Source organism: Rhizomicrobium sp., from assembly GCA_037200045.1.
Classification (GTDB): Bacteria; Pseudomonadota; Alphaproteobacteria; order Micropepsales; family Micropepsaceae; genus Rhizomicrobium.
In genome coordinates, this window is record JBBCHM010000001.1 from 612,368 (window position 1) to 631,442 (window position 19,075).

General features: G+C 61.6%; 8 protein-coding genes. 5 read left to right on the plus strand and 3 right to left on the minus strand.

The window, feature by feature from the left end; genetic code table 11:
- Positions 1-101 precede the first annotated feature (101 nt).
- On the minus strand, positions 102-752 hold the full coding sequence (locus tag WDM86_02790) for an energy transducer TonB (protein MEI9988943.1): 651 nt from the start codon (positions 750-752) through the stop codon (positions 102-104).
- Between the two features lie 485 nt (positions 753-1,237).
- Here WDM86_02790 and WDM86_02795 point away from each other — a divergent pair, with 485 nt between their 5' ends.
- A complete protein-coding gene (locus WDM86_02795; protein ID MEI9988944.1) occupies positions 1,238-7,294 on the plus strand; it encodes an FG-GAP-like repeat-containing protein in 6,057 nt (2,018 codons plus the stop codon).
- 131 nt (positions 7,295-7,425) lie between these two features.
- Here the strand turns inward: WDM86_02795 and WDM86_02800 are convergent, their stop codons facing one another.
- A complete protein-coding gene (locus WDM86_02800; GenBank protein ID MEI9988945.1) occupies positions 7,426-7,773 on the minus strand; it encodes a hypothetical protein in 348 nt (115 codons plus the stop codon).
- 88 nt (positions 7,774-7,861) lie between these two features.
- Positions 7,862-8,925, minus strand: a protein-coding gene (locus tag WDM86_02805) for an IS630 family transposase (GenBank protein MEI9988946.1) whose coding sequence is annotated in 2 segments (ribosomal slippage) — positions 7,862-8,442 and positions 8,442-8,925 — 1,065 coding nt in all. Because the reading frame shifts where the segments join, the coding sequence is not laid out codon by codon here.
- A gap of 1,277 nt (positions 8,926-10,202) precedes the next feature.
- Between WDM86_02805 and WDM86_02810 the strand changes: the two genes are divergently transcribed.
- The 4 genes from WDM86_02810 (at position 10,203) to WDM86_02825 (ending at position 18,975) form a co-directional block, all read left to right on the plus strand.
- The gene (locus WDM86_02810) at positions 10,203-16,304 is read left to right on the plus strand and encodes an FG-GAP-like repeat-containing protein (protein MEI9988947.1); all 6,102 of its coding nucleotides are present in this window, start codon (positions 10,203-10,205) and stop codon (positions 16,302-16,304) included.
- Between the two features lie 12 nt (positions 16,305-16,316).
- A complete protein-coding gene (locus tag WDM86_02815) occupies positions 16,317-16,748 on the plus strand; it encodes a hypothetical protein (protein ID MEI9988948.1) in 432 nt (143 codons plus the stop codon).
- Positions 16,749-16,753: 5 nt separating this feature from the next.
- The gene (locus tag WDM86_02820) at positions 16,754-17,209 is read left to right on the plus strand and encodes a hypothetical protein (protein MEI9988949.1); all 456 of its coding nucleotides are present in this window, start codon (positions 16,754-16,756) and stop codon (positions 17,207-17,209) included.
- Between the two features lie 491 nt (positions 17,210-17,700).
- Complete coding sequence (locus WDM86_02825) at positions 17,701-18,975, plus strand: RHS repeat-associated core domain-containing protein (GenBank protein ID MEI9988950.1); 1,275 nt, start codon at positions 17,701-17,703, stop codon at positions 18,973-18,975.
- Positions 18,976-19,075: the final 100 nt, after the last annotated feature.

Genomic DNA, 19,075 nt, shown 5'->3' on the forward strand with positions numbered 1-19,075 from the left:
CCAGTCGGACTACACCCGCTGATCTCGAACACACTCCCGATTTCTGGCCAAGCCTAGCGTCAAAGGGTGTTTTGGCAAAGGGCGTCGCCCGTTGCCCGTGATCAGAACGGCACCACCGCGGTGGTCGTCACCGAAATTGCGTGACCGTCCTGCATCGCCGGCCTGTAGCGCCAATGCGCCTGCACCCAGGAAACCGCGAGCGCATCCAATGCCTGCAGGCCACTGGAAGTCTCGACCACTGCTCCGGCAATCGAGCCGTCGGCCGCCACTGTGAGAAGCAGGCGCAGCTGGGCGCGATGCGAAGCCGCGAGCATGATCCCGGTCAACGGCGGCGCGCTGTGGAACTCGCCGATCGCTTCGGCGGGGACCGTGACCGCGGGTCCGCCTGTCGCCGTCGCCATCGAGATTGCCTTTTGCGGCGGGTCGGCGACGATCACGATATCAGGCGGGAGAACAGCCGCGTCGTTCGGGGATTTCAGATCGAGTTTGGGAGGCATACCCCGAGAGAGACGCGGTCCGCCGGGACTTATCGAGATCGTCATTCCGGGAAGCGCCTTCGCAACAGGGGCGGGCCTCAGCGGGTCGATGAGCACGAGTACCAGAAGCGCATGGATGACGAACACCATGGCGAACGCCGTTTCGCGTCGCCGCATCCAAGAGAGGCCGGCAACCCATGAAATAAATGGCCGAGCCCGGGAAACAGGGCTGTGGAACAACCGCCAATCGCCATTTGTGTTGGTGAAAAAGCTCATCTTCTTATCTGTATTTGGGTTGATTTCGGACACATCGTCTTACGCGTATGTGCGAAGTAAAGAGAAATACTCCAGGCACCTATTTTTCAGGCGTTATGGAGCGTCCCGCAGAGTGAACATCGGAGGCCATTTTCCGCTTCGAGCCGGCGATCCTGCAAAACATAAGCTCCAACCCTAATATTATTGGCAGGAATTCCGACGCTCCATTATGTCAGAAATATTCTGCTCCTTGGATATCTTGATCTCGCAGATCGATCGATGTTAATCATGAGTTACTGCGCATGCGTTCCACGTGCGCCTCAGTAACAGTTCGTGCGCGTTCTGATTGCCCGGCCGAGTCGGCAGGGGAAGCGGGTGATTGCTGCGCGAATGTTTTCGCGCATCGCATGATTTGGGGGGCGTCGATGCGAATTTGCGTTCTTGTGGCATTGCTGTCTGTGCTTGGGCTGACGGCTCCGGTTCGCGCGGCGGATGCACCTCCGGCGATGATCGTCCCGGGCCAGTTCGCTGTGAGCTCGACCGGCGCGGCGACCTACATGATTCCGATTACGGTTCCGCCGGGCACCGCTGGCATGGTCCCGGCGCTTTCGCTGAGTTATTCGAGCCAGAGCGGAGACGGTATCGTCGGATGGGGATGGGCGCTCTCCGGACTCCCCTCGGTTGTAAGATGCCCAAAGACGCTCGCGCAGGATGGCGTCCATGGCGGAGTCCGCTACGACTCGAACGACCGTTTCTGCCTAGAGGGCCAGCGGCTGGTCGCGATCAGCGGTACCTACGGCGCCGACAGCACGGAGTACCGCACCGAGATCGATGGATTCAGCAAGATCGTGTCTTATGGTGCTGCCGGCTCAGGGCCTTCCTATTTCCGCGTTTGGACCAAGTCGGGTCAGATCATGGAATTCGGCAACTCGACAGATTCGAAGTTGCTGGCCGTCGGCACCAGCACCGCGCGTTCCTGGGCCGTCAACAAGATCGGGGATCGCAAAGGCAACTATCTCACGGTCAGCTATACGAACGACGCGACCAACGGTCAGGCCTATCCGACGCGCGTCGATTATACGGGCAACGCTTCGGCCGGGCTCGGTCCTTACAATTCGGTGCAGTTTGTCTATGCGACGCGCGGCGATATCACGCCCACCTATCAGGCCGGTTCGCTGCAGCAGACGACCGTCGTCCTCACCAATATCAAGACCTATCAGGGCGCCAATCTGGTTTACGACTATCGCCTCGCCTACCGGACCGGCACTTCGACGGTACATTCGCGGCTGACATCGGTGACGCTGTGCGACGGCGCCGGCGCTTGCCTCGCGCCGACAACGTTCGGCTGGCAAGGCGGGACGGGCACGCTAAGCTATTCGACCGCGGCGCTGAGCCTGATGACCGGGACTGGAACCTATGCGGCCCCCGGAGACTTCAACGGCGACGGGCTGACCGATCTTGCGATCAATCTCGACGCGACCATGACATGTCCGACGGGCGGCTCGATCTACGATGTGACTGCCACCGGCACCTACACTCAAGCCAATATGGGGATGTGCCTGACGGGCGCCATGCTCTCCAATCAGAACGCCGACGGCTACACCGACCTGGCGCTGGACTCCGCCTCTGGAGCATTTTCGCCCGCCTGGACGTATCTGTATACGAACAATCGCACCGGCGGGTTCACGCTCTCGCAGCTGATCACCTCGGGCAGATGGGTCACGTTCGGAGATTTCAACGGCGACGGTTACGGCCTCGACTATGTCCATAACGGCACTGTGTCGGGCACGACCGACGTCACGTCCTTCGTCGGGTCGCCCTATGGCGGCACGACGGTTACGCTGTCGACGCCCTGGGTTGCGAATTTCATTACCGGCGATTTCGATGGGGACGGCTGCGACGATGTCTGGGCACCCAATCCGGCCAATAAGATCTATCTGATCTGCGGTCCGTCCGTGCCGACCATCACCGTGCCCAACTGGTCGGCCTATAACGTGGTGCTGGGCGACTTCAATGGCGACGGCAAGCTCGACGTCCTGGCCGTTCCGGCCAGCGGAGCCGGCACGATGCGGCTGTCGACCGGCACCTCGCTGGTGGCGACAAGCTTCACGGTTCCGACCGCCTGGGACGGCAAGAGGATCGCCGCAGGCGACTGGAACGGGGACGGAAAGACCGATATCGCCGTCATCGACACGACCACGACCTTTTACCTGTCGACCGGCACGGGATTCGTTTCGGTTACCACGGCATCGACGACGGGCACGATCTACAACGCCACGCGCGGTGACTGGAACAGTGATGGGGCGGACGATCTGTTGATCCGCAAGTCCACCGGCGACGTGCAGATACTGTTCTCCAATGCGCCCGAACTGATCACGTCGATTTCCAACGGCGTCGGATCGACAACGGCGGTAAGTTACGATCGGCTGAACAAGAATGGCAGCTTCTACGCACGGGACACCAGCGCGAGCTATCCGACGGAGGACGTCGATGGACCGCTTTATCTGGTGAGCCGCATCGATCAGTCCAACGGGGTCGGCGGTACCTATAGCTCGACCTATGCCTACGGCAGCGGCAAGACCGGTTTGACCGGGCGTGGCTTCCTCGGCTTCGCCAATATGACGATCACCGATCTTCAGACCGGCGTCGTGCAGACGACGAATTATCGCACCGATTTTCCGTATGTCGGCCTGACCGCCTGGCAAACCAAGACGGCACCCAAGACCGGCGGCGGCACGGTCACGATCAGTTCCACCGTGAATACCTATGAGGCGGTCACGCTCGGCAGCGGGGGCACCGCGCGGAGCTTTGTCGCCCTGACTCAGAGCGTGGTCAGCGGCGATGACGAGGATTTCGCGACCGGCGCCACCTACGCGATGCCGACCACGACGACGAATTACACATTCGATTGCGATTCCAATCCCAACCCTTGCTATGGCGAGGCCACGAATGTCGTCGTTTCGACGTTGTATGGCGCCGGCACCTCGACCAAGACGAACGGCAACGCCTATGCAGACGATGCCGCGAACTGGATTCTAGGGCGCGTCACCTACAGCACGGTCGAGAGTGTGGTCGGAAGCTCCGACATCGTCCGCCACACCTGTTTCCAATACGAGAGTGGAACCGGCGTTCTGACGCGGGAGGAAATCGAGCCCAGCAGCTCGGCTTGCAATTCCTCGTTCGGCACCTACACGGTCGAGATCGACTACACCTTGGATTCGTACGGCCATCGGACGGCCACGGCCACTAGCGGCGATGCTATCACGTCCCGCTCATCGGGGGCCGGCTTCGACAGTTTCGGCGAATTTCAAACGTCCGGCACCAATGCCCTCTCGCAAAACGAAAGCTGGACCCACAGCGCCGCTTTCGGGAGCTCGACCAGCCATACTGGGCCCAACGGGCTGACAACGTCTTGGACGTACGACACCTTCGGGCGCATCACGCAGGAGACCGTTCCCATCGGAACCAAGACCAACACCTCCTACGCCTACTGCTCGGGCGTGAACGGCGGCAGCGCGTCTTGCCCGACGAACGGCGCCTTCCTGCGGAACGTGACGCCGGTCGCCTCCGACGGCGTGACCCAGATCGGCCCCAAGGTGACGACCTACTACGACTGCCTGTCGAGGGCGATTGCGATGGACGGCCAGGGCTTCGACGGCAGCACCGTCCGCCAGGCGACCCAATATGACGCCGATGGCCGCGTCCAGCAAACCAGCCGTCCCTACTTCCTCTCGGGTGGAACGGCGAAATGGACGGTGTTCACCTATGACGCCCTCGGACGTGTCACCCGCGCCGATCTGCCGGACGGCAGCCACATGGGAAATACCTTCCAGGGCCTCACTACCGTCGCGACCAACGCGCTCGGACAGACAACGACCTCGACGAACAATGCGCAAGGGCAGATCGCCTCGGTCGCCGACAACGCCGGCCATACGACGAGCTATGTCTACGATGCGCTCGGCAATCTGAAGACCGTCACCGACTCGGCCGGCAACGTCACCTCCACCACCTACGATCTGCGCGGCAACAAGACGGCGGCATCGGATCCCGATCTGGGCTCCTGGTCGTATACCTACGATGTGTTGGGCGAGATGCTGACGCAGACCGACGCCAAGTTGCAAACCGCCACGCTGACCTACGATCTGCTCGGCCGCGTCGCGACCCGCAACGAGAACAATCTCTATACTGCCTGGACCTATGGCACCTCCGCCGCCAGCCACAATGTCGGCCAGCTCGTCGAGGTGAAGGCGTGCACCAATTCGGGATGCGGGTCGGTCGTGTCCGACAAGACGATCGCCTATGACAGCCTCGGCCGGACCTCGACCGTGTCGCTGGCGACCGGCGGATCGACCTACATCACCACGACGACCTATGACGGCTACGGCCGCGCCGCCACGGTGGCGAGCCCCTCGGGCTTCGTGCAGCTCAACGTCTATACCAGCCTGAGCTACCTGTCGCAGATCAAGGACAACGGCACCGCTGCGACGCTTTGGACCGCCAATGCCCGCGATGCGGAGCTTCACCTGACTCAGCAGACGGCCGGGAACGGCGTCGTTACGACCGACACCTACGATGCCAATACCGGTCTGCTCACCAACGTTCGCGCCGGCCCGTCGGACTCGGTGGCGGCGTTCGACTACACCTATGACAGCCTCGGCAACCTCACCTATCGTTCGGACAATTATCAGGGCGTCTTCGAGCGCTATTGCTACGACAATCTGAACCGGCTGACGAACTCGGCGACCGGCGCGAGCGGGGTGTCAAGCTGCACCTCGTCCGGCGGCGGCATCACGACCAAGACGGTCGGCTACGATGCGCTCGGCAATATCACCTCGAAGTCAGACATCGGCACCTACAGCTATCCGTCGGCCGGCTCGGCGCGGCCGCATGCGGTCGCCTCGATCGTCGGCACGGTCAACGGCGTGACCAATCCCGCATACACCTACGATTCGAACGGCAGCCTGACGGCGGGCGCCGGCCGCACGGTCAGCTACACCGCCTTCAACATGGCCGACACGATCACGCAGGGCGCGACCAGCTCCGCCTTCGCCTATGACGGCGACCACGCCCGGCTGACGCAGACCCTGACTGTCGGCGGGACGGCGACGACCACGACCTATCTCTACGGCACCGGAACGATGGCGGAGAAGTCGGTCACCGGCGGCATGACGACGTGGCACGACTATCTGATGGCCGACGGCAAGATGGTGGGTGAGCGCTTCTGCACCGGCGGCGCGCCGTGCACGAGCGGGGCCATCTGGTTCTTCTTCGTCCTCGACCATCTGGGCTCGATCGCGGTGATCGCCGACGGCTCCGGCGCGGTGACGGAGCGACTCAGCTATGACGCCTGGGGCAGGCGGCGCAATTCGAACGGAACCGATAACACCTCCTGCGGCGTCGCCAGCGGCACCACGCGCGGCTTCACAGGCCAGGAGGAGATCGACGCGGTCTGCCTCGTCAATCTGAACGCGCGCCTTTACGATTCCACCCTTGGCCGCTTCATGTCGGCCGATCCGATGACGGAGAACTGGTACAACCAGCAGATCCTCAACCGCTATTCCTATGTCGGCAACAATCCGCTTTCCTTCACCGATCCGTCGGGTCTGTGTTTCCTTGGCTGTTTCTGGAAGCACATTCCCATCTTGGGCTCGCTGATCGACGCCCTGATCGCCAAGCCGATCTGGAACACCTATCTCGCCATAAAGACAAACCCGCTGAAGTTCGCGCTTTATGAAATCGGCAAGATCGTGGTTAGCTACGTGACGGCCGGCATCACGGACTTTCTCGAAGATGAGTTCGATATTGCCTCGATGCAGCTAGGCGGGGTTTCCGGAGACGTACTCGTCAGCAGTACGTTGAACAGCGCCGGAACCGCCGCAATCGGCACGGGCATATACGGCGGCAACTGGAACTACGTATTGCTCGCCAGCGCCGATGGAGCCGTGACGCCGATTATCAATGCACAATTCGCTCCCGCATTCGATGATCCGAATGGTGCCGGAACCGGTGGAGGCTTGACGCCCGATCAGATGAACAGCACCCAAATCGATTGGGGCGGTGCGGCGGAACACGCCCTCGCCATGGGCGCGAAAGACGCCGCCATTGCATACGCCCTGGGCAGAAATGCTCTCGATGCGTTTTCCACTGGCGCCGTCGGAACATTCTCCTCCGATGTCTATCGCAGCTACGTGCATCAGGATCCGAATTTGATCGGGACCGGCGATGGTGGCGTGGATAAGTTGGGCAATAACTGGGTTATTGGGTACGGCGTGAACAACTGGGGCCGCTGGTGGTCAAGTACCGAAGGTCCGCAAGCCTTCTACGAGGAGGGTGGATGGCTCAGCCAGTTTATGGACGTTCTGCCAGGCATGGATCCAACCTCGATGCTGCATGACGTCTGGTCGGTCCAATATCTGAATACCGACTGTTTCGGGATGGACACGTGTCCGACGATGATGGCGCCCGCATACTATGTATCCGCGATGGCGCTTTCGTCGAAATATATCCCGGCTTACGGTCTGCCTGGGAAAGATTGCCGAAAATCAGACGAACACCACTGCTGAGGGGCGGGGCGATGCAAATGCGATATGTCTTGGCGCTTTGCCCTTTGCTTCTGATCGGATGCGATAGCACGTCCGCGATATACCCTATCGGATACACAACCGAAGTCGCAGCTCCCGCCGAAGCAGCTGATCTACAGCGAATTGACGAAGCACTTGAAGAAAGCGGATTTATTCTCGCTTCGCAACCAAACAAGCGAATCAGGTTTGGTCGCGACGAGAGCGCAATACTTCTCCAAATCTGGAAATGGCGACGTCAAAGCTCGACGGATGTCGGTGTTCATCGGGAGGGCGATGCGTACAGAATCACTTTCACGGATCGTCAAACGACCGGGATCGAACTGGTGGGAGAGCCTTGCCGCACGTATTTGGAGTTCATGTCGACTTTGAAGGCCAAGTTCGGGTTGGAACAGTCGCGGCTCACGTTCCGCAGAGAAGCCTGCAATCCGTAACGGACGCAAGCCCTTTTGGGGACGCGCCAAGGTGACTGAGCGTCTCTCCTGCGACGCCCGGCAAGCGGCGCAATTCGAACGCGCCAGCAGCACTTTCTGAATACTAATACCAACGGCCTCAGTGGTTGACACATTTGGCCCATGATCTTTGGGTTATCGAGGCGATATTGTCTGGGTGGCTGAGCAAGCTTCGCCAAGCGTTGCAACAAGCATCGAGGATGGCGTCGTAGTCCTTGAAGACGCGGTTTGCGAGATGGTTCTGGCGCAGGAACTGCCAGACATTCTCGACCGGGTTGAGTTCGGGGGCGTAGGCCGGCAACGTCAGCAGCGAGATGTTGGACGGCAGGTGGGTGATGGCTTTCTCGTGATAGCCAGCGCCATCCATGACCAGGACAGCGTGGGCGCCTGGCGTGACGGCCCGGCTGATCTCCTTGATGTGTGCCGTCATCGCCCTGGTATTGGCGCAAGGAAGAACCAGACCGGCGGCACAGGCGCGCTCGGGACAGACCGCGCCGAAGAGGTAGGCCCACTTGTAGCGCTGATCGCGCGGCGCGGTGGGGCGTGTCCCGCGCCGCGCCCACATTCTGGTCAAGCTTCCCTTCTGGCCGATCCGGGCTTCATCCTGGAACCAGATCTCGATCGGCTTGGTTTTGGCGGCATCCGGCAAGGCGCGATCGACAAGCTGCGCGAAGTTTTTTTGAACGCCTCTTGGGCATCGGCGTCTGCTTTGGGATGGCGCGGGCGAACCGACATATGACTGAAGCCAAGCCGGTCCAGCACCTTGCCCACGGTGCGCTCGTGAAGCGCAACGCCAAAGCGCGCGGCGATCACGTCGCGAAGATCGACGCGGCGCCAGCGCACGATACCGTCGTTCGCAAGATCGGGACCTTGCTCCACAATCTGGGCAAGTTCAGCCTCCTGCTGCTCCGTCAGCCGGGGCGTTGGGCCTGGAGCCTTGCGGTCGACAAGACCATCGACGCCTGACGCATTATAGCGATGCACCCAGTCGCGCAGCGTCTGGCGATCCATGCCGCACGCCGTTGCCGCGTCCGTGCGAGACGTGCCTTCCAGCACCAGTGCCAGCGCCAACAGCCGGCGAGCTTGATCGGCGTGCCGCGTCTTGGCCGCCTCCCGCCGCAAATCCGAAGCACTGTGTTCCGGACGCATAATCTTGATCGCCATCGCCGATCCCCTTCGCGAATCACCTCGCAAAGCGAATCACAGACAGCGGCCCCGTTGAATCCTCACGAGTCAGAAACTAAGGCCGTTGGTATAATTGTCTCGGGATGGGGACGCGTCCACGATGATGGCGCCGTATTCTATGCATCCATCGTGGCGCTTTCGTCGAAATATATTTCGGCTTACGGTCTGCTTGGGAAAGATTGCCGGAAATCAGACAGTCACTCCTGCCGGGGCATGGCGATGCAAATACGAGATATCGTGGCGTTCTGCCCCCTGCTTCTGCTGGGATGTGGGAGCACGTCCGGCATATATACGATCTGATACACGGTCGATGTCGCGCCGCCTGCCGAAGCGGTTACCCTACAGCGGGCCGACAACGCGATTGAAAAAAGTGGATTTGTTCTCACGTCGCAGCCAGGCAATCGGGTTAGATTCAGCCGAGACAAAAGCGCAATACTTCTTCAAGTCTGGCAATGGCAACTGCGGACATCGACAAATGTCGCTGTCTATAAGGAGGTCGATTCATACAGCCTCAATCTCACAGACTATCAAACGGTCGGCGTGGATTTGGTGGGCGATCCCTGCCGCAAATATTTGGAGCTTGTGTCGGCCTTGAAAGCCGAGTTCGGAGCGCAACAGTCGCGGCTTACGTTCCGCAAGAAACCCTGCAATCCGTAGTGAACGCAATCCCCGTCTAAGCCGCGTCAACGCGACTCGCGAGCGGCTCTCCGACGATGCCTGGGGCAAGCGTCGCATTCGAACCTCAGCGACAACACCTCTTGTGGCGTCACCCGTCGCACCGCGCGCGGATTCACCGGCCAGGAGAAAATCGATGCGGTCCATCTCGGCAATCGGAACGCGCGCATCCCGCTGCGGACGGCTGATAAGCGCATGACAAGCAATAATGTCGCGAGTGTGCCGCGAGTTGACGGTGAACGCCAACGCGGTCGTCAAGAAACGCCATCGTGTAATGCAGTGGTTCGCGGCGATGCTGTAAATATTCGATATACGCTCCGATTCAGCATTGAATATTTCGAGCCAACGCGCCTATAGTTTTTTCGCGCATGCTTTCTATGCGCACTTCAAGCGTAAACGTTTGCTGAAGCCGCATCCGGCGAGGATGCTAAGTGTCGGCTGCGTTCTTCGTGCACGAATAACAATCGTGCGGCGAAGCTTGCTGCGAGCGTATTGGGGAACGCATGCACAAGATCTTCGGGCGCGCCTTTGGCGCGGCGTTTGTTTTTTGTCTCGGACAATCTGTCTTTGCGGGCGGCGCCTTGGCCGACAGCGCACCGCTGATGACGGTTCCGGGTCAGTTTGGCGTCGGCGCGACCGGAGCGGCGACCTATTCGATTCCCATCGCGGCACCGCCCGGCACGGCGGGCATGGTGCCGGCCGTTTCGCTCGACTATTCGAGCCAGGGCACCGACGGGATCGTCGGCTGGCAATGGTCGCTCGGCGGGTTGCCGGCCATCACGCGATGCGCGCGCGCAATCCAGGAAGACAGCGTCCACGGCGGCATCAATTACGATTCCAACGACCGGTTTTGCCTCGGCGGTCAAAGGCTGATGGTGATCAGCGGGACCTACGGCGCCAATGCCAGCGAATACCGCACCGAGATCGATACCTTCAACAAGATCGTGGCCTACGGCACGGCTGGCAGCGGCCCGTCCTACTTCAAGCTGTGGACCAAGTCGGGGCAGGTGCTCGAGTTCGGCAACACCACCGATTCCAAGATCCTCGCGGTCGGCAAGGCAACGGTGCGCGCCTGGGCGGTCGACAAGATCGCCGACACCAAGGGCAATTACCTCACCGTCACCTACACCAACGACACCACCTATGGGCAATATTATCCCACGCGCATCGACTATACCGGCAACGCCGGCGCCGGCCTGTCGCCGTACAACTCGATCCAGTTCACCTACAACACCACGCGCGCGGATGTGGCGCCGACCTACCAGGCCGGCTCGCTGATCGAGACCACCGTGCTGTTGACCCATGTAAAGACCTATCAGGGCGCGAACCTCGTCTACGATTACCAGCTTGCCTATCGCGCCGGCACATCGACGCTGCATTCGCGGCTCACCTCCGTCACGTTGTGCGACGCGGGCAGCAACTGCCTAGCGCCGACAAGCTTCACCTGGCAGGGCGGCTCCGGCCTGCCGGCCATGAGTTCGACGTCGAGCAGCCTGGCGCAGGGCCTTCAGATCCTGCCGGGCGACTTCAACGGCGACGGCATCACCGATGCCATCGTGAAGAACTCTCCGAACACCTCCTGTCCGTCCGGCGGCATCATCTCGACCGGCTCGACCAGCGGCACGTTCACCGCAGCCAACATGACCTTCGGCTACCCGTATTGGCCCGCGCCCAATCACACGGTCATGGCTTATAATAGCATCGCCTGCTACTACAAGGTGCAAGGCGGCGTGCCGGCCGATTTCGACGGCGACGGCTATACCGACGATCTGATGCAGGAGCTCTACTGGTACTACGAAGCGGGTCCGGGCGAGTGGTTCTACACACTGACCACCATTCCGCTGGAGAACAACGAGTCGGGCGCGCTCAACGACGTCCACACCAACACTGCCGGGCCGCAGTTTTCGATCATCGGCGACTTTAACGGCGACGGCCGGACCGACGGATACTACCAGTCCGACACGACCGGATACGGCTATGCCTATATGAGCAACGGCGACGGCACGTTCACCGTCGATGCCGGCGAGGCCGGCCTTGACGTTTCAAGCACGGTCTATCCGGGGGACTTCGACGGCGACGGCTGCACCGACATGCTGTCCCAGGGCGGAGCCAACAAGATCGTCTACTTCTGCCATCCGGCAACGAGCAGCGTGAGCGTGACGAACTGGTCCGGGTCGGCGATCTATCCCGGAGACTACAACGGCGACGGCAAGACCGACATTCTCGTCGTCGGCGGCTCTGGCGCCACGATCTATCTGTCTACCGGAACCGGCTTCTCCTCCGGCCATGCCGTCTCCGGTTCCTCGGGCTGGTCGAGCTACGGCATCGTCGCTGGCGACTGGAACGGCGACGGCAAGACGGATGTGGCGCTGATTTCGCACACGAGCGGCACGCCGCATGCGATCTACCTGTCCACCGGCACCGACTTCGCAGCGGCCACGACGATCTCCAACAGCGCCACCGACGCCACGGCCGTCGCCGCCGACTGGAACAGCGACGGCGCCTCTGACATCTGGCTGCAGAAGTCCTCCGGCGACGTCGAATACACCTTCGCGTATGTTCCCGAGACGGTGACGGCCGTGTTGAACGGCGTCGGCGCGACGACGACGATCACCTATGACCGGCTGAACAAGAACGGCGCGTTCTACGCGAAGAACCCGCAGACCTACCCCTATGTCGCTCTCGACGGCGCCTATTACGTCGTGTCGCAAGTCGACACGAGCAATACGCTCGGCGGCAATTTCACCCAGACCTATGCCTATGCCGGCGCGTTCGGCAATGCCGGGTCGTTTCAGTACATGACGGCCCAAGGCTTCAGCAATTTGGGCTTTCGCGGCGTTTCCGCCGCGCACGGCGCGGGCGCGGTGCTGGGCTTTGCCCAGATCAAGGCCACCGACTCACAGACCGGCGTGGTCACGACCGTCAACTACGGCACTTCCGTGCCCTATCTGGGCGTGGTCACCTCGCAAACCGTGGTGCACGGCGCCGTCACGCTGGCGTCCGTGACCAACACGCTGGAGAACGTCGCGCTCGGCGGCGGCCGCTATTTCGTCGGCGTGCACCAGGCCGTGACCGCGGGCAACGACCTCAACGGCGCCGCGCTGCCGACCACCACCACGACCTACACCTATGACTGCGACAGCACAACGGCGTGCTACGGCAACACGACCGTCGCCGCCGCGGCGGTGAGCGACGGCTCGTCCAGCACCGTCACCAACACCTTCGCCACCGCCGACACCACCAACTGGCTGGTCAACCTCGTCACCGGCCGCACGGTGCGCAACATCGTCGGCGCCTCCGACCTGACGCGCACCACCGCCTACGCCTATGCCTCGGGCACCAACATCGCGACCCAGAGCATCGCCGAGCCGTCCGACTGCGAGCACAAGCTGCAGATCGACGTGACGCTGGACGGCTACGGCAACGGGACGGCGACGCAGGCGAGCGGGGCCGGCTGCTCCGGCGACGGCTATCGCAGCGCGATCGCGACCCGCACCGCCTATGCCGGCTTCGACGCGGCCGGCGCGTTCCAGACCTCGGCCACCGATCCCCTCTCGCATGGCGAGAGCTTCGCCTACAGCGCCGCCTTCGGCGCGCCCACCAGCCACACCGACATCGACGGCCGCGCCACGGGCTGGAGCTACGACACGCTGGGCCGCCTCACCCTGGCGATCCGGCCCGACGGCACCCGGACCGCCGTCTCCTACGCCTATTGCGCGGGCGTCAATGGCGGGGCGGCGAGCTGCCCGACCTATGGCGCCTATCTGAAGCAGACCGAGGCCTTCGCGTCGGACGGCGTCACCCAGATCGGCCCCGTCGCCACGGCCTATTACGACGCGCTCGGCCGCGTCATCGCCCAGGACGTGCAGGGCTATGGCGGCGGCGCCAGCCGCATTGCCACGGTCTACGACGCCAACGGCCGGGTCTACGAGACCAGCCGGCCCTATTTCGTGTCGGGCGGCACGCCCAAATGGACGGTCGACACCTATGACGACCTCGGCCGCCTGACGCGCCAGGACCTGCCCAATGGCGGCTATGCCACCGTCGCCTATAACGGCCTGACCGTCTCCACCGCCAACGACCAGGGCCAGACGACCGCCGTCACGCGCAACGCCCAGGGCCTGAACGCCTCGGTGACCGACGCGCTCGGCCACACGACCTCCTATGCCTACGACGCCTTCGGCGATCTTCTGACGGTGACCGACCCTTCCGGCAACGTCATCGCCAACAGCTTCGACATCCGCGGCAACAAGACCGCCTCCGCCGATCCCGACATGGGCTCCTGGAGCTATGTCCCCGACGTTCTGGGCGAGATCCGGTCGCAGACCGACGCCAGGAGCCAGACCACGACGCTGTCCTACGACCTGCTCGGCCGGGTGCTGGAGCGCAACGAGGCCGGAAGCTACACCGACTGGGTCTATGACGGCGCCGTCCATGGCGTGGGGATGGTGCAGGCAAGCTGCACCTCCGCGTCGAGCAATCCGAGCTGCGCGTCGGCCACCACGGCCAAGACCTTCACCTATGATGGCCTGGGCCGGCCCACGGGCACGACGATCGCCGTCGGCGGCACGAACTATGCCTATGCCACGGCCTATAACGCCACCAACGGGGCCGTCGACACCGTGAGCTATCCCTCCGGCCTGGTGGTGAAGGACCTCTACAACGCCTATGGCTATCTGTGCCGCGTCACCGATAATGGCGGCAGCCACACCTGCGCCACGGGCTCCGACAGCCATGTGCTGTGGACGCTGTCGGGCGCCGACGCCGAGCTGCATCCGACCGTCCAGACCGCCGGCAACGCCGCCTTCTCGACCACCCAGACCTACGACGCCAATACCGGCCTGCTCACCAATGTCCGGGCCGGGGCGTCCGACGCGGTGGCGGCGTTCGACTACGGCTACGACACGCTGGGCAACCTGACCTATCGCTCCGACAACCATCAGGGCATCTTCGAGAAGTTCTGCTACGACGCGCTGAACCGGCTGACCAACGCGGCCACCGGATCCTCGGGCCCGGCCTCCTGCACCAGCGGCGCCATCACCAAGTCGGTCGGCTATGACGCGCTGGGCAACATCACGTCCAAGTCCGATGTCGGGACCTACAGCTACCCCGCCGCCGGCACGGCCCACCCGCATGCGGTGTCGTCCATCGCCGGCACCGTCAACGGCGTGACCAATCCGGGTTACACCTACGACGCCGACGGCAACATGACGGCCGGCGCCGGCCGAACGGTCACCTACACCGCGTTCAACATGGCGGCCTCCATCGTCCAGGGCAGCACGGCCGATTGCCTGACCTATGATTCCGACCACGCCCGCGTCGCGATGGCGGTCTATGCCGGCACCGCCTGCGGCGGCACGCTGAGCTCGACCACCACCTACCTCAACGACCCCGCCTCCGGCGCCATGAGCGAACAGCTCGTCGCCGGCGGAACCACCACCTGGCACGATTATCTCAAGGTCGGCGGCGCCATCCTGGGCGAGCGGTTCTACACGGTCGGCGGCGCGACGAGCTGGAAGTACTTCGTGCTGGATCATCTGGGCTCGGTCGCGGTGATGACCGACGACGCCGGCGGCGTGGCCGAGCGCCTCAGCTACGACGCCTGGGGTCGGCGCCGCAACAGCGACGGCACCGACAACGCGGCATGCAGCATCACCTCAACCACGACACGCGGCTACACCGGCCACGAGATGCTGGACAGCATCTGCGAGATCAACGCCAACGCGCGCATCTACGATCCCACGCTCGGAAGGTTCATGAGCCCGGATTCGACGATCCCCGATCCGTTCAACGGCCAGAGCTTCAACCGCTATAGCTATGTCATGAACAATCCTCTCTCCCATTACGACCCGTCCGGATATGCGCCACAGACACGGACCGTCATCACCAATTGCGAGAAAGACGTGTGCACCGGATCGAAGGTTCCGGGAGGATGCGGCGGCTGCTATATCGGCTTTGGCGCGCAATTTCTCGCGTTCACTTCCGGAGCCTCGGGTGCGGGTCTCGGAGACGCGTGGACCGGAAGCAGCACCGGCGGCGTTTGGGTGGAAACGTCCGAAACCCTCGTCGGCACGCCGATCGAGACGGTGGTGGTAACCTGCTGCTTCTGGGTGTCGTTCAACTTTGAAAGCTTCAATCAATTCGGCCTCGCCAATTACGGCGCCTCGAACCGTGACCCGACTCCGATAGGTGGCGGTGACACAAATGGTGGAACGTATTTCAGCAACGACAATTCCACGGTCGGCTACGCGATCAAGCAATATGAAAGGGCATTTGGGCCATTCGATCCACGCGGTCCGAACTCGCATATTTACTCGGTAGGACCGATTCAAGTCTGCAACAACGGTCCTAGCTGCGCGATGAATGCGGCCCTGCACTGCAACGTGCCGACGGGGTGTTCTTCCACCGCAGTCAAGACCGGCGATGTTATGTTCGCTGGTCCAGGCTGGGTGTCTGTGAATGTTGATATGGCCAACCACGACATCACGAACATCACAACGATGGCACATGGGCTCTATCCCGGCGTGGTCAGCATTGACGTGATTCAGAACGGCAACACGGGATCGGTGATCTTCACCGGCGTTGGTACTGGAATGATGGGGCAAACCAACGATTACTACGCACCTGATGTGTGGGGATACACAGCCTCACAGATGTCTGCTTGGGCGGCATCACATCACTGAAGAGGTGGGCCGATGAGCTTTGAAATAGTGCGTGTGATTCAGGCGGCTGTCGCGGTGGCGGTGTTGGAAACGCTAATCAATGCCTATCCCTTCCACCCGTTCTACCCTTTGCCCACGGCCATGTACGCTGTTCTCGAAGCGCTGTTTTACCTCGTAATAATTTGCATTGCGGCGTTCATCGCAACGCGCATTCCATCCTCGATTGGTTGGGCGCAGAAGCTTGTGTTCTTTGTTCTTGTGGTCACGCCTTCGCTCATCTCGTCGTATTTTTTTTATCGAGACGTGTCGTTTTACTCGCAGGGAGGACGCGCATTGGTCACTGATCACCGCGTCACGACGGCCGGTTTTGAGCATCTTCTAACGAACCTGGGGGTAGCTGCATTGCTCGCTTTGGTCGCGGCGTTGATCTACTTCCGTGCGAACCCGCAGCCGCACCAGGCGTGAGCAGGATGGGACTGTTGATGCTTAGACGCGTGATATTTGCGGCTCTTGTGACGGCACCTGTTCTTCTCGCAGGACGTGCCGATGCTGCCAAACCGTTGGCTCCAGACTTCGTGCCAGGGCAGGAATGGTCGATCAAATCGGCGTCACCGACGACAGCAAAGGTCGTCATCGGCCGCGTGGAAAAGTGGAAAGGCAAGCTCGCCATCCATGTGTCGATCATCGATATATCGATCCCGCAGGGCATGCCTGGTGCAGGCAGCGTGATCAGAATTGGGCATGTTGCGTTCGAGAAATCTGCGCTCGCGGCATCGGTAGGTCGACTTCTTGCAACTGGCGTCTCACCAGCTCCAAGCTTTGAGACTGGCTACCAGCAATGGAAAAATGAGCAAGGCGATCTCTCTGTGATGAGCGTTCCGCAGACAATCGCGTTCGGCCTTGCTGCGATGAATCAGATGCACTGACGACCTCAGAATCGCTGCTGGCGCGCGCAGAATCTGTGTGTCTGGCGATGTGAATCCGGTCGTGAATCGACGTGTCGCCCGCCCGCTTTTTGCCTCTGATCGACGCCGGAATCGCCGCTCGCGTGTCGTCACGACATCGCTCCGGCTGCATGTTTTGCGCGGGGATTTTGCTTCGCGGCGGCATGGTGTTCGCTGGCCGGGAGGGGGTGCGGGGTTGAGGGCCGGGTTTGTGGGTTGAATACAAGATAAAAGGCTCGGCCCACGGTTTGAGCCAAGTGGTTGTCTGCACATCGTTTTTTACGGCACCAAAGGGGTTTGCGATGGTGCCATTGCCAGCCCGCGACGGCTTAAGCGATTGATTTTGTTGGCCTTGAGTGGGTGGCAGGTGTGGGCCGGGTAGCGCCACCCCTCGTTTAAGCCGCTGAATCGTTGATGTCCAGGGCAGCACGGCCGATTGCCTGACCTATGATTCCGACCACGCCCGCGTCGCGATGGCGGTCTATGCCGGCACCGCCTGCGGCGGCACGCTGAGCTCGACCACCACCTACCTCAACGACCCCGCCTCCGGCGCCATGAGCGAACAGCTCGTCGCCGGCGGAACCACCACCTGGCACGATTATCTCAAGGTCGGCGGCGCCATCCTGGGCGAGCGGTTCTACACGGTCGGCGGCGCGACGAGCTGGAAGTACTTCGTGCTGGATCATCTGGGCTCGGTCGCGGTGATGACCGACGACGCCGGCGGCGTGGCCGAGCGCCTCAGCTACGACGCCTGGGGTCGGCGCCGCAACAGCGACGGCACCGACAACGCGGCATGCAGCATCACCTCAACCACGACACGCGGCTACACCGGCCACGAGATGCTGGACAGCATCTGCGAGATCAACGCCAACGCGCGCATCTACGATCCCACGCTCGGAAGGTTCATGAGCCCGGATTCGACGATCCCCGATCCGTTCAACGGCCAGAGCTTCAACCGATACAGCTATGTCATGAACAATCCGCTGTCGATGACCGATCCGAGCGGCTTGGTGGACCAATCACCAAAGGTGAGTCCCAAGCACTGGATCGATCTATGCGGACATGGAGTGTGCGGCACCGGCTCCCTCATAGCCGGCGGCTGTTCCAGTTGCGATATTCGACCGGAGTGGATTCAGGTAGCCGACAAGCCAGTGACTTCCGCATCGCCCAGCGGCGCGCCCGGCGACGTTGGACAATATTCTAATAGCGGCAGTTCATCGGTCGGCATCGGGAGTACAGCGTCTGGAGACGACACAGATGGAGGGTGTGTAGCTGAAATTGAATGTGCCGTCGTCACTGCCCAGAGAAACACAAATAAAGCTGGCTCTCAGTTTGGCAATTATGGGCCTTGGACCTACGGCAGCTCCGGTCCCTTTGTGTGGAAAATGGCCAACTATCGCGGGGTCGAAGGTAGAATCGGCGAAGGTCTCGTAGTTAATTTCAAGGGCTCTGGGCAAGTTCAGTGGAAGCAGAACTACCGTATACAGAGCCCTTATGGAGATACTGGCTGGCAGCACGACGGCGACTATCCCTACTACGACTCCTCAAATTCTCTGGACCTACCTTCGAGCACATTCTGGGATACACCAACGTTGGGAGCTGGCACTGGCTTGGATAATGTGGATTGGTCAGCACAAGACCAAGTTATTGACCTCGCGACAGGTCGTGTCATCTACACCTTCACGTGGGGGTTTTCCACGGATGCTAATGGCATGATTACCCCTAAGGCACCGGAGTTTTCCAAATGAAGAGTCCAGCCGGCTTGCTTGTAGCTACTGTGTTGGCTGCTCTTTGCATCGCCGTCTCATGTGCAAAGGCGGTAGATCGTGCACTGATAATGCCGAACCC

Bases quoted from the DNA above. Each gene is read 5' to 3' on its own strand.
- WDM86_02795 (MEI9988944.1), top strand. From the start codon at position 1,238: ATGATCGTCCCGGGCCAGTTCGCTGTGAGCTCGACCGGCGCGGCGACC.
- WDM86_02790 (MEI9988943.1), bottom strand. From the start codon at position 752: ATGAGCTTTTTCACCAACACAAATGGCGATTGGCGGTTGTTCCACAGC.
- WDM86_02820 (MEI9988949.1), top strand. From the start codon at position 16,754: ATGGGACTGTTGATGCTTAGACGCGTGATATTTGCGGCTCTTGTGACG.
- WDM86_02815 (MEI9988948.1), top strand. From the start codon at position 16,317: ATGAGCTTTGAAATAGTGCGTGTGATTCAGGCGGCTGTCGCGGTGGCG.
- WDM86_02825 (MEI9988950.1), top strand. From the start codon at position 17,701: ATGGCGGTCTATGCCGGCACCGCCTGCGGCGGCACGCTGAGCTCGACC.